Here is a 12,466-nt window from a genome sequence, read left to right on the forward strand (position 1 = left end):
ATGGGTAGAGTTTCACGGTGCCGTTTGCTTGGCTTTCGAAGCGGAAGACAGGCTACTCTCCAAACGGAAGTTCAATTTCTTCGCGGTTTCTTTTTGCCCCCTCCATTAGCACCGTGTTGAACCGCTCGGCATCTTGTGCCGGCAGCATTCCCGCCCCGGTTCGAATACCTTCTTGCCACGCAGGCCCGCGCTCCCATGCTTCGTTGTAGACGAGCGCCAAGTCGGCAGATCGCCTTGTCTGCTGCAGGGCTTCAACGAGCAGCGCAGCTTGATGAACATCCTTCTCTCGCTTCGCCGGCCCCTGCCCGTCAGTGTGTCGGCGGCTGGCGACTATGAGCTTATGGACCGCATACCGGGACGGATCAGGGACGACGACTGGGACACCGCTTCGGTGGAGCAGCATTGTCCTGACGGGCTCCCTTATGAGGAAGTCGAGAAAGCGTAGTGGATCCGCGCCGGCGCCACCAAGGGCAGGCATCTTCGCCGGCTGGTCGATGTAATCATCCGAACCACGGTTCGACGTCAGGAATTCAACCCTGTAGCCGTCGGCATTCTGAAACGCCGACGAGGCCGCGGATCCGGATCGGTGTGGAACTGGCCGGAAGCTGGCGTCGACGCCCTGCAGCAGCTCAACGATCGGAGGCAGACTGTCTTCAACCTCCCGACTGATGGCATAGTCCTGGGCGATATCCGCATCGCCGGTCAGGATCGCAGCCATGGGAAGGCGGACGCCCAGCAGTCCTGAGTAGCATTGAAAGGCCACCGTGCCGATGAGAACACCCCGGAGCCGAAAGAGACCGCCATCGGCAAGAGCCTCGACGATGTCGCCCGACATGGCGTCAGGGGCGATCATCCCGCCTTCGCGGGTCAGGCTATTTACCAAGCGCCTTCGAGCGCGTAGATCGTCCTTGTCCCGCTTATGATCAGCTACGCGTTGCGCGATATCGGGATCATCAGCAGAACCGACGTAACGCCGTTTGGTACCACCATGTCCATCTGGGATGTCGAAGTACCAGTACTTGCGCCCCTTGATGTTTGCCGGGGTGAACCGACCCTCAGGAGGGAAATCGGCCGTCCAAGCGGCGTCGAGCGAGCGCTGACCCAGCTCGGCGAGCATGGTCTGATACATGAGGTCGATGGACTTCATAAGCTCGACTCCGGTGTTATACTGTTCTTCAAAAACAGTATAACGGTCGAGAGGGTAGGTCACAAGGTAGGATGCTAGCTTTCGCCTTGAAGCGAGTCAAACCCGCGGCGCCTCACGTTGTCGTAGCGTAGCGTCAGGGATTGCGACAGCGTGCGAGCTTCTTTCCTACACATGGCGCCATCCAGGTTCTCATGATCGGCCAGCGGCCGGTGCATATCCTTAGGATTACGCGGCTGCTTGCCGAACCGGGAATTGAAATCTGCCATGAATTCCGGCGCATAAGCGTTGGCTGCCTCAATCGTATCGATGCCGCGAAGGCGCAACTCCTTGACCAGCCGATCCTGCAGCGTCTGGTTGGCGCGCTCCACACGGCCTTTGGCTTGCGGGGCGTTGGCGCAGATAATGTCGATGTTCAGCTCATAAAGCGCGCGCCCGAATTGCGTTAGCCGCTCGTCCGGTCTGTCTGCGACGCATTGGTCGAGCGAAAGACGCTGTGCTTGTCGCTGTAGAACGCCAGTGGCTTGCTCCATTGCTGCAGATAGGCCTTGGTCGCGTGCAGATAGTCGAATGTATTCTCCGATCCGGCAAACCGTAGATGCAGCAGCTTGCCGGTGGCGTCATCGATATAGACGAGTAGGGCGCATTTGGGGCCGCGGTTCTCGAACATGGAGTAATCGCGGCGCGATCGTCTGCGGCTTTTGGTCTGGCGAGGGTGGTTGCCCCCGATAAGATGGAAAAACGGGCTCTCGATTGGAACCGGGCCCAAACATCGGATGGAGGCAACCATGAACCAATATATTGGCCTTGATGTTTCATTGAAAGATACGGCAATTTCGATCCGCGAAGACGGGAAGCGGATCTGGCGGGGGAAATGTCCTTCGGATCCAAAACTTCTGGCGGAGATGATCCGCAAGCATGCCCCTTACGCTCGGCGCGTCGTATTCGAGACGGGACCGTTGTCGACGTGGTTCTATCACGTGCTGACGAGCGAGGGAGTGCCGGCGATCTGTATAGAAGCGCGGCACGCGCAAAAGGTATTGAACGAGACGCTCAACAAAACCGATGCCAATGATGCGGATGGTTTAGCTCAACTCGCTGAAGCCGGTTTTTACAAAGCGGTTCGCGTCAAGTCGTTTGACGCTATGATGACCCGCTCATTGGTGGCTGCCCGCGAACAACTCCTGTACATCTCAACGCAACTCGGCAATCAAATCCGCGGCCTGATGAAGACCTTCGGTCTGATCATCCCGAAAGCGAAGGGTCGAGTGTTTGATGGCGATGTGCGGAAGCTTTTGGACGGGAACAACGAGCTTGCGAAGATCATCTTGCCTCTTTTGGACGCGTGGCACGATATCCGCAAGCGCGCCGCCGATCTTGGTCGCCAGTTGCTTATAGTGGCCCGTCAAAGCGAAGCCACGAAGCTATTGATGACAATCCCGGGAATCGGCGCAGTCACAGCGGTGTCCTACGTTACGGCAATTGAAAATCCAGAAAACTTTCGAACGTCACGCTCGGTCGGCGCCTGGCTTGGGCTGACAACGCGACGTTATCAGTCAGGTGAGGTCGACTATGACGCCCGTATCTCGCGAAGGGGGGACAATCGTTTACGTGGGCTGCTTTATGAAGCGGCGACAGTGCTTTTGACGAGAACCAGCGCCAGGGCCGAGAGCAGTCTCAAGAGCTGGGGACTTAAGCTGCGCGAGCGACTTGGCTTCAAGCGCGCCGCCGTGGCGGTTGCCCGAAAGCTTGCGGTCATCATGCACAGCATGCTCAGAACAGGAGAAGTGTTCAACGCATCGGCTGGTGCCGCTGTATAGGCGATGCGCTCAGCCTTCATCCCTCAGCGCGTCATCTAACTAGAGGAGCTGAGCGTCCCTGCTGCGCGGCGACATCTGTCGACCGCGGAGACAACCCTGCGCCCAGCAATGGACAGCTCTGCCGGTACGGCCGATGAGGGCAGATCCATCCAAACAGTCTAGCCGTCTTTCCCATCCCGCAAGACGGCAACGTCGAGGAATGCTCAAATCAGCTTGACGGATGGAATGCGATTAGACAACCACCAGTGATGCGAGCCATCGATCTGCACGAGCTCACCAAAGCAATCGCGCCGGCCACGCGGCTGGAAAACCCGCTTCTTACGCTCGCGTCGCGAGACCCATATGCCGGCCTCTGTCATCCATTGTCGTAACGTTCTTGGCGAGCGAGATGTGATGCAGTTCGATCAACTTCTCGCGCGCCAGCGTCGGGCCAAAATCGAGATAGCGTTCGCGGATCAGGTCTAGCGCCGCATTGCGAAACTCCTCGCTGTGGCGCCGATTGCTTGGCCGTGATCGCTTCTTCGAAACCAACCCGGCTGCACCGGACGCCACTCCTACGCGAACTTATCCTGGCGTTCCTGGAGATACCTCGCGCGGACGCCGGCAGTGCCCATGCCGAAAGACTTATCCCGGTCATTCTCGGCCAGCTCCAGGCGAGTCCGATCGCGCCGCTGTCCCTTCCCTCGCCGGCATCCGAGCGCCTCCGTAGCATCGCTTCAGACATCAGGGACGAACCGGGTGCCGATTGGCCACTCGATGCGCTTGCATCACGTGCGGCCATGTCCCCCGCAGCTTCCAGCGCCATTTCCAATCTGAGACAGGCATGAGTTTCCGCGCCTGGCGTCAGCAGGCGAAACTTCTCAAAGTAGTGGAGTGGCTCGCTGCCGGCCGAAGCGTCGGCGATATCGCCTTTTGCTTGGCTACTCAGGCCCCAGCGCCTTCATTGCGGTGTTCAGGACGGCTTTTGGCGCTTCTGCCGGACAGTATTTCGCGAATGAAATGAGAGCGCCCAGTCGCACCGAACCCGCGCATGGGCCGAATGCCCCGCTGATGCCGGGCACAAGGTGGCGGATGGGAGGATCTCGCGAGGAAACTTACTCTGGCGCGCCAAATAAGCAATCATTTGATGATCGACAGCGTCTTGCGATCAAGCGTGAGAGCGACAGAGGCAATCAATGCGACGCCAAAGGCAATCTGCAGAAACCTTGAATCAAAGCCGATGACAAGGCATCCAATCGGAATCAAGGTGAAGATTAAGGCGCCGAAGACGGCGTGGAGAGGGTTGCCAACGCCGCCATTGATTGAGTCACCACCAGGGATCGAAGCTGCGATCGGGCCCCCAGCCTGTCTCCTCAAACGCTGAACACTCTGCCTTCATTGTCGGCCACCTATTTGTGGTACCGCTACTGCTCTGCCAAAGCAACGCCATTGCCTTGTGCATGGCGAACGACATTTTCCGAAAATCCTTGTTGACGAGCCTCTTCGACGAATTCGCGCACCAACAGACCCGCAGCCGGATGGGAACAACTGACAGCGATCGTTTGCCTTATAATGAGGAAAGGTTCCACCAAAACGCGGAAGCCTTTATGGGTGCCCGCAAAACGCTCAAGCGCTTGCCGCACACCCGCCGCGGCGTGATGTTTACATTCGACAAACATTTCAAGCGCCTCCCCCGGGGTAGACGAATGAACGATTCTGGCACGCGCGAGACGCCGGGACAAATAGAGGTCATAGGCAGCGTTGCGGGTGACGCAAATTTCCACGCCCTCTGCGTCGACGTCCTGAAAGGTGCGATACGGTGTTGCCTCTCGAACCACCAGCGTACCCTCGATCATCGCATAGGCAGGCGAAAACAGCAGCCTGTCTTCACGTGCCGGATCGGCGGCCAGGAAGGCGATGTCCCACTCGTCGTGATCGACCCGCTCCAGAATCTTGGCTGCTGATGGGTATGCGACGAATTCGACGCGACAACCGAGGCGCTCCGCAAGCTCTTTGGCGAGTTGTGGGCTGACCCCTTCAACGGATCCTGTCTCTGGGTCGTGCTGCACCAAAGCGATGTTTGCAAGGTTTACCGCCGCCCGAAGATAGCCTTTTGGGATCAGTGCGCTGAGAGAAGCTGTGACATCGCCGGTCATGTTCGATCTCCTGCCCGACAACGCAATGTTGCGGTCACGATTCCCTGAATTTCGTTGCCAACGCCTCGGTTCCGCGTGCGAGAAGGCCGACATCGATGCCGACTGCGGTAAAAGTCGTTCCGAGTTCAATGCAGCGGGCGGCAAAAGCGGTGTCCGGCGTCAGGATGCCGGCCGGTTTGCCGAGAGCTGCAAGGCGGCTGATCGCATGCTCGACGGCAGCCACGACCTCGGGATGACCGGGCTCCCCCGGATATCCAAGGCTGGCGGCAAGATCCGCCGGGCCGATGAAGACGCCATCGACACCATCAACCTGTGCAATGGCTTCCAATGCCTCGAGTGCGGCGCGAGTTTCCAGCTGCACCAGCAGACACAACTCCTCTTCCGCCCGCCTGGCATAGCCCGAGACACGCCCAAAACGCGTCGCCCGCGTCAGTCCCGATACACCGCGGATACCGGCAGGAGGATAGCGCATGGCGGAGACCGCAGCTTCCGCTTCCGCACGGTTCTGCACATAAGGAATGAGGAGTGTCTGCGCGCCGATATCGAGGTAGCGCTTGATCAGAACCACATCATTGCTTGCGGGCCGCACGATCGCCGAGACATCGTACGCCGCGACCGCCTGCAACTGTGGCAAGACAGTCAGTACGTCGCCTGGCGAGTGTTCGGTGTCGAACAGCAGCCAATCGAACCCGGAGGGCGCGACGACCTCCGCCGCATAGCTGCCCGGCAGACTGCACCAGAGACCAATCTGCTGCCTCTTTTCGAACAGCGCCCGCTTGAAGCGATTTTCCGGAAGGTTCATGTTTTAACCTATACAAAAGCGACGCCGATTGCGCCGATCGGGCCATAATCCACGTGGATGACGTCGCCAGCAGCGATGTCAACCGGGCGGGTAAAGGAGCCCGCCAGCACGATCTGCCCCTTTTGCAGTTTGCCGCCAACCGCATGGAGCTTGTTGACGAGCCAGGCGATCCCCGCCGCGGGATGTCCCATGACGGCCGCCGATACGCCGGACTCCTCGATGATCCCATTCTTGGAGAGCGTCGCCCCGATCCACCGGATGTCGACATCCATCGGACGGATCACGCGACCGCCGACGACGATGGCGCCGAAGGCCGCGTTATCCGCTATGGTATCTGTGATCGCGCGCGGAACCTCGGTCCTGTAGTCGATGATTTCGAGCGCCGGCACGATGAATTCCGTGGCGCGCATAACGTCGTAGATGCGGGTACTCGGGCCTTCGAGATCCTCGCCCATGACGAAGGCAAGTTCCACTTCGAGGCGCGGTTTGATGAAGAGGTCGGCCCTGATCTGAGCGCCATCGTTGAACAGAGCATCATCAAGGATGCGCCCATAATCCGGCTCGGTCATCTTCGATGCCATCTGCATGGCGCGCGACGTCAGGCCGATCTTGTGGCCCGCGACGCGCGCGCCCTTGGCAATCCTGCCTTCCGCCCAAAGATCCTGGATGCGATACGCATCCTCGATTTCGATGTGTGGATAGGTCTTGCTGAGCTGCGGGATGGGCACCCGGCTTTCCTCGGCGCCCAGCAATGCCTGCGCCGCGCGGCGGTGTTCTTCTTCCGTCAACATGGGTATGGTTCTTCCGTTTGTTTATTTGATTGGCGCACGCGGCAGAACCGCTTCGCCGGGCTCCATCACGTATGTGTACTCCAGGGAAAACCAGGGAACGTTCACACTCGGATCTTCCGAATGCGGTTCGTCATGCTGCACGAAATCGCCGGTCAGCGCGGACGTCACCCCGAATTGCACGTCGGAATCGATATTCGGATCGCTCGGGTCGAAAACCTGCGAAATAAGTGTCTTGAAACCTTGCTTGAAGATCAGCGCATGTAGATGCGCCGGACGATAGGGGTGACGCCCCTGGGCCTTCAAAAGCCGACCGACGACACCGTCCACCGGGATCGGATATCCGATCATCTTCACCGTGCTGAACCAGAAGCGGCCCTCCGCGTTCGTCGTGAATTTGCCCCGCAAGTTCATCTCGGCCTGATCAGGATCCTGGTTCTCGTAGAGACCGACGGGCGACGCGTGCCAGACATCCACTTCGGCGCCCGCAATGGGTTTACCGTGTGCATCCACCACCCGCGCGTGAACGAAAAGTGGAGAACCCGGCGTATCCGACCGGACGATGGTACCGCCATTTTCAACGCGCGGTGAGTTGAGGCGCCAGAAGGGTCCAAGCAGCGACTGGGACGTTTCCGTTTGTCCCTGGTCGCCATTGTTGAGCAAGCAGACCAGTGTCGAAACGCCCAGCGAGCCCGACATCAAGACGAACTCGTTATGACTGTCCGTCTGCAATTGGCCGATTTCGTTGAGGACCGCAGTGGCATCGCGAAACTCCGGCTCCGTCAGGCGAACTTCGCGAACAAAGGCGTGCAGATGCTTCACCAGCGCCGTCAGGATCTCGCGAAGCCGGTTATCGGCAGTCTGCGCCATCACCTTCAGAACAGCCGCCGTCACATCCTCGTGCGTCCGTATCACCATCTCACACCTCCCTTGGACGTGCTTGTTTTGAAAAATCATCGATTATTTGTCAAGCCAAACCTCCACGAAATGCGGGATATTTTAAGGGGATGAGCGTAGGCCGCTTAAAATTCAGTAAAATGTACTTGATATTATTCAATAAAAATCCGGATGTGACCGTGTGCGATCCGAAGATCGACGCCAACCCTCATCAAGCTGTTGACAGGAATAATCGTTTATTATACGGATCGTCGATAATGAGTTCCGCGATCTAAAAAGGCGGCGGAACCACCTGGGAGGATGTCAATTGCAATCAGGACCTGGCAGCCCCATTTTGGAAAGCGGCGCGGAGGCGGCAACGTCGTCCTTTCTAGATGACGGCAAAAATACCATCGCCAGCCAGTTGGTGTCGCGATTGCGCGAGGCGATTATTTCCGGCCAGCTCGAGGCTGGCAGCAAGATCAATCTCGACCGGGCAAAACAGAGCTTTAACGTCAGCCTCAGCCCTTTGCGAGAGGCATTGGCGCGTCTCATTTCGGATGGACTTGTCGAGTTCGAAGACAATCGCGGCTACCGCGTGTCGCCCGTTTCGCTGTCGAACCTCGAAGAGATCACCAGTTTGCGCGAGGAATTCGAAACATATGCGTTGCGGGAATCTATGCGCGTCGGCGATGTCGATTGGGAAGGCAATGTCATGCGTGCGCTGCACCGCCTGAACCGCACGGAACGGGATGCGGCAAGACCCGAAACGCTTGAACAGTGGGAAGCCGTCCACCGGGAGTTTCATCTCACCCTGATATCGGGCTGCCGGAAGCCGCTGCTTCTCAGTTTCTGCAAGACCATGCTGAACTTGAACGACCGCTATCGGCGCACATTTCTCACCCGCACATCCGGCGACCGCAATGTCAGCGTTGAACATAGCGAAATCGCGCAAGGAACAGTGGCGCGGGATATGGACTATGCCTGCGACCGGCTGCGCGAGCACATCCATCGTACCGGCACAAATCTGCGACGGCATCTCGCTGAAAAGGGAATTGCCTGAATGGAGACGCGGCGGGAAACAATACCAGCCAAGATTTCAGCGCCGTCGCTGGGGATCGCGCATTTTTCAGCGATTGATGTCGAGCCGGCGAAATTTGTGTCGCTTGCCGCCGCAGCCGGCTTTTCGTCGGTTGGCCTGCGCCTTCATCCGGCATTTCCCGGCGCTCCCTATTATGAGCTGCCGACCGGAAGCGACGCAACTCGTGACGTTAAAGCCCGTCTGGATGGTGAAGGGATCTCGCTCTACGACATCGAATTCGTAGTCATCGGACCGGACTTCCATGCCGCTGCTCTGACGTCAGTGCTGGAAGCAGCAAGCGCGCTTGGTGCGCGACGTCTCAGTGTCTGCGGCGACGACCCGGATCGGGAGCGCCTTGTCGCCAATTTCGCGGCGCTTTGCGACCTTGCGGCCACCTTCGGCATGGGCGTCGATCTGGAGAACATGGGCTGGCGCCCTGTTGCCAGCTTTGACGACACCCTGTCGATCGTGCAGGGATCGTGCAGGGACAATGCCGGTGTGCTGGTCGATGCGCTGCACTTCTTCCGCAATGGCGGCCGAGCCGAGGATGTCTCTTCTGCCCCTCAAGGCATGATCAGGAGCATTCAGCTCTGCGACGCCCGTGGACCCGCGCCGACGACGGCGGATCAAATGGTCAGCGAGGCCAGAACGGGACGTTTCGCCCCAGGGTTGGGCGAGCTTCCCATTGCCAGCCTGATAAAAGTGTTGCCGGCAGTCGCTGCCGTCTCGGTGGAGGTTCCTATCCATTCCAGCCAGACACCCGAGGAGCATTTGCGTCACCTTTACGATGCCACCCGTGCGTTGACCGGCTAAACACGAGCAACAGCGCAACAGCTAATACGACACGGAGACAGGCAGAGGAGCCCGTCGACGGGAGAGAGATATTGTCATGAACTACGTGCTGGATTTCAGCGTTGTCTTCGAAAAGATGCCCGACCTGCTGATGGGGGCTCTGGCCACAATCGGCCTTGCGCTGGCCGGCATGTCGCTGGCGCTGGTGGTAGGCGTGATCGGCGTTGCCGCCCGGACATCGAATATCCGTCCCTTGCGCTCGGCCGTCATCGCCTTCGTCGAAGTGGTCCGCAATACTCCTTTCCTGGTGCAGATCTTCTTTATCTTCTTCGCCTTGCCGATGATGGGTATTCGCCTCAATCCCACCGCCACGGCGATCATCGCGCTCGCCGTCAATGGCGGCGCCTATGCCATCGAAATTATTCGTGGCGGTGTCGACAGCATCCACAAGGGTCAGGTTGAAGCCGGGCTCGCGCTCGGCCTGCACAAGGCGCAGGTGTTTCGCCTCATCGTCCTGAAGCCGGCGCTCAGGGCTATCTATCCCTCGCTGACCAGCCAGTTCATCATGCTGACGCTGACCACATCGGTCTGCACATCCATTGCGGCTTACGAGCTGACTTCCGTCGCACAGATCATCGAGTCCGATACGTTCCGCAGCTTCGAGGTCTATTTCACGATCACGCTCATGTACCTCGTCATCTCCTGGATGATGATGGGGCTGTTTGCGCTGATCTCGCGGCATTTCTTCAGCTATCCGGTGCGGTGAGGAGCAGGACAATGAGTGTTATCGGCCAAAACGAAATGCTTTTCCTCCTGCAGGGCCTGAAGTGGACGCTACTTCTATCTGCGATCGGTTTCATCGGTGGCGGCATATTCGGACTGATCATCGCGCTTGCCAGGACGTCTGCACATTCCGCGCTCCGCAAGACGGCGGCGGGCTATATCTCCGTCTTTCAGGGTACACCCCTGCTGATGCAGCTGTTCGTGGTCTATTACGGGATCGCACTTGTCGGCATCAGCGTCGAGGCATGGGCGGCCGTCGCCATCGCCTTCACGCTGCATGCCAGCGCTTTTCTCGGCGAGGTCTGGCGCGGCGGCATCCAGGCAATCCCGAAGGGCCAGACTGAAGCCGCAAATGCGCTGGGCCTCCATTATATCTCGCGGATGAAGGACGTGATCCTTCCGCAGGCCTTCAAGGTTTCCCTGCCGGCAACCGTCGGATTCCTCGTCCAGCTCATCAAGGGGACATCGCTTGCCGCCATCGTCGGCTTCATCGAACTCGCGCGCGCCGGACAGATCGTCTCCAATCAGACTTACAGGCCGCTGCTGATCTTCGGCATCGTCGGCGCGATCTACTTCATCATTTGCTGGCCCCTGTCTCTCTATGGGACCCGGCTCGAAAATCGGATGGCAAAGGCCGCCCGGTAAGTTGGCAATCCAAAAAACACAAAAGCTCTATCAACCAAGGAGGAGAAGGTAATGATCAGCATTAATACCGGCCTGAAGCGCCGTAGAATTCTGTTCGCAGCGGCAGTTCTGGTAGTCGCCCCATGGCTATCGCCGATGTCTGCCCAGGCCGCGACAGTGGAGGAGGTCAAAGCCAAGGGCAAGATCGTCGTCGGCATTCAGGGCGACAACGCACCCTGGGGCTTCGTCAATTCGAGCGGCGTTCAGGACGGTTTCGACGCCGATATCGCCAAGCTTTTCGCCAAGGAACTGGGCGTTGAGGTCGAGTTCTCACCACTCGCGGTCGCCAATCGCATCCCGGCACTTGTCACCGGCAAGGTCGATATCCTGTTTGCCACCATGGCGATGACCGAGGAACGAGCCAAGTCCATCCAGTACAGCAAGCCGTATGCGGGCAACACGATTTCGCTCTATGGTCCGAAGGACAAGAAGATGGCCGAAATCGGCGATCTCGCAGGCTTGGAGATCGGCGTTCCAAAGTCAAGCTCGCAGGATAAGGCGGTGACCACCGCTGTCGGCGATACGGCGACCGTCCGGCGCTTCGACGATGATGCCGCCTCCATCCAGGCGCTGCTTTCCGGCCAGGTGCAGGCGGTCGGTGGCAATCAGTTCTACCTCGACCGTCTGGAAGCAGCCAGCGCCGGTACATATGAACGCAAGATCGATTTCCTCACGACATTCAATGGCGTCGGAACACGACTCGGCGAGAAGGACTGGAATGAAGCCGTCAACGCCTTCCTCGACAAGATCATGGCGAACGGCGAGCACGCCAAAGTCTATGGGAAGTGGATGAAAGTGGACGTTCCGAAGTTCCCCGAATCCATTCCGAACATCCCCTTCACCATCAACTGATGCATGTTCTACGCAGGAGATCGCCGTGCCAAACGCCGCTGACACTCAAGGCCCGTTTCTCTCGATGGAAAGCGTGGATAAATGGTACGGCGCATTCCATGCGTTGAAGAACATCAGTCTTACGGTCCGCAAAGGCGAGAAAGGCACGATCACGGTCGAGGGGACAAAGCTGAATGACAGCAGCAAGTCGATCGACGCCGTCCGGCGCGAAGTCGGCATGGTGTTTCAGAGCTTCAACCTGTTTCCGCACATGACCATTCTAGAAAACTGTACACTCGCCCCCATGCGGGTTCGGGGCACCAGCAAGGTGGATGCCGAGAAAATCGCCCGCGAATATCTCGAACGTGTCCGCATTCTCGATCAGGCCGACAAGTACCCCGCCCAACTTTCCGGCGGACAGCAGCAGCGCGTTGCGATTGCACGGGCGCTCTGCATGGAGCCGAAGGCCATGCTGTTCGACGAGCCGACCAGTGCGCTCGATCCTGAGATGGTCAAGGAAGTGCTCGACACGATGATCGGTCTGGCCAGGGACGGCATGACGATGATCTGCGTCACCCATGAAATGGGCTTTGCCCGGCAGGTGGCCGACCGCGTGATCTTCATGGCCTCCGGCGAAATCGTCGAAGAAGCGCCGCCGGAAACCTTCTTTCGCAATCCGTCGCATCCGCGCACCCAAGCCTTCCTCGGCGAAATCCTGGCCCATCATTAA

12 protein-coding genes and 3 pseudogenes are annotated in these 12,466 nt (G+C 58.7%); 8 read left to right on the forward strand and 7 right to left on the reverse strand.

What is annotated here, in order from left to right; genetic code table 11:
- Positions 1–52 precede the first annotated feature (52 nt).
- Positions 53–1,147, reverse strand: coding sequence for a GSU2403 family nucleotidyltransferase fold protein (locus FHT79_RS29805; protein ID WP_097631596.1), 1,095 nt, complete (start codon positions 1,145–1,147; stop codon positions 53–55).
- Between the two features lie 119 nt (positions 1,148–1,266).
- Positions 1,267–1,811: pseudogene (locus tag FHT79_RS29810) on the reverse strand (ISNCY family transposase); the annotation flags it as partial.
- A gap of 121 nt (positions 1,812–1,932) precedes the next feature.
- Between FHT79_RS29810 and FHT79_RS29815 the strand changes: the two are divergent.
- A complete protein-coding gene (locus FHT79_RS29815; protein ID WP_097631595.1) occupies positions 1,933–2,964 on the forward strand; it encodes an IS110 family transposase in 1,032 nt (343 codons plus the stop codon).
- A 239-nt stretch (positions 2,965–3,203) separates the two neighbouring features.
- Here the strand turns inward: FHT79_RS29815 and FHT79_RS29820 are convergent.
- Positions 3,204–3,501 (reverse strand): annotated as a pseudogene (locus FHT79_RS29820) (ISNCY family transposase); the annotation flags it as partial.
- Between the two features lie 8 nt (positions 3,502–3,509).
- Here FHT79_RS29820 and FHT79_RS32530 point away from each other — a divergent pair.
- Positions 3,510–3,954, forward strand: a pseudogene (locus tag FHT79_RS32530) (AraC family transcriptional regulator); the annotation flags it as partial.
- Positions 3,955–4,367: 413 nt separating this feature from the next.
- Here the strand turns inward: FHT79_RS32530 and FHT79_RS29830 are convergent.
- The 4 genes from FHT79_RS29830 to FHT79_RS29845 are packed head-to-tail and all read right to left on the reverse strand — an operon-like array spanning position 4,368 to position 7,607.
- Positions 4,368–5,099 carry a transporter substrate-binding domain-containing protein gene (locus FHT79_RS29830; protein WP_097631594.1) on the reverse strand — a complete coding sequence of 244 codons (732 nt, stop codon included), beginning with the start codon at positions 5,097–5,099 and terminating at the stop codon, positions 4,368–4,370.
- A gap of 34 nt (positions 5,100–5,133) precedes the next feature.
- The gene (gene hpaI, locus FHT79_RS29835) at positions 5,134–5,901 is read right to left on the reverse strand and encodes a 4-hydroxy-2-oxoheptanedioate aldolase (RefSeq protein ID WP_097596135.1); all 768 of its coding nucleotides are present in this window, start codon (positions 5,899–5,901) and stop codon (positions 5,134–5,136) included.
- Positions 5,902–5,909: 8 nt separating this feature from the next.
- Positions 5,910–6,692, reverse strand: coding sequence for a 2-oxo-hept-4-ene-1,7-dioate hydratase (gene hpaH, locus FHT79_RS29840; RefSeq protein WP_097596136.1), 783 nt, complete (start codon positions 6,690–6,692; stop codon positions 5,910–5,912).
- A gap of 21 nt (positions 6,693–6,713) precedes the next feature.
- A complete protein-coding gene (locus FHT79_RS29845; protein WP_097631593.1) occupies positions 6,714–7,607 on the reverse strand; it encodes a dioxygenase in 894 nt (297 codons plus the stop codon).
- 286 nt (positions 7,608–7,893) lie between these two features.
- Between FHT79_RS29845 and FHT79_RS29850 the strand changes: the two genes are divergently transcribed.
- The 6 genes from FHT79_RS29850 to FHT79_RS29875 all read left to right on the forward strand — a co-directional run bounded on the left by FHT79_RS29850 (position 7,894) and on the right by FHT79_RS29875 (position 12,466).
- Positions 7,894–8,628: a GntR family transcriptional regulator gene (locus tag FHT79_RS29850; protein ID WP_097596138.1), complete on the forward strand. Its 735-nt coding sequence runs from the start codon at positions 7,894–7,896 to the stop codon at positions 8,626–8,628.
- On the forward strand, positions 8,629–9,459 hold the full coding sequence (locus tag FHT79_RS29855; RefSeq protein WP_097631592.1) for a TIM barrel protein: 831 nt from the start codon (positions 8,629–8,631) through the stop codon (positions 9,457–9,459).
- A gap of 76 nt (positions 9,460–9,535) precedes the next feature.
- Positions 9,536–10,204: an amino acid ABC transporter permease gene (locus FHT79_RS29860; protein WP_097596140.1), complete on the forward strand. Its 669-nt coding sequence runs from the start codon at positions 9,536–9,538 to the stop codon at positions 10,202–10,204.
- An 11-nt stretch (positions 10,205–10,215) separates the two neighbouring features.
- Entirely contained in the window at positions 10,216–10,866 is a 651-nt protein-coding gene (locus tag FHT79_RS29865) for an amino acid ABC transporter permease (RefSeq protein WP_097596141.1), read from the forward strand.
- 51 nt (positions 10,867–10,917) lie between these two features.
- The gene (locus tag FHT79_RS29870; RefSeq protein ID WP_097631591.1) at positions 10,918–11,757 is read left to right on the forward strand and encodes a transporter substrate-binding domain-containing protein; all 840 of its coding nucleotides are present in this window, start codon (positions 10,918–10,920) and stop codon (positions 11,755–11,757) included.
- Between the two features lie 25 nt (positions 11,758–11,782).
- A complete protein-coding gene (locus FHT79_RS29875) occupies positions 11,783–12,466 on the forward strand; it encodes an amino acid ABC transporter ATP-binding protein (RefSeq protein ID WP_348649679.1) in 684 nt (227 codons plus the stop codon).

The sequence above is a fragment of the Rhizobium sp. BK212 genome, assembly GCF_014197475.1.
GTDB classification, from domain to species: Bacteria; Pseudomonadota; Alphaproteobacteria; order Rhizobiales; family Rhizobiaceae; genus Rhizobium; species Rhizobium anhuiense.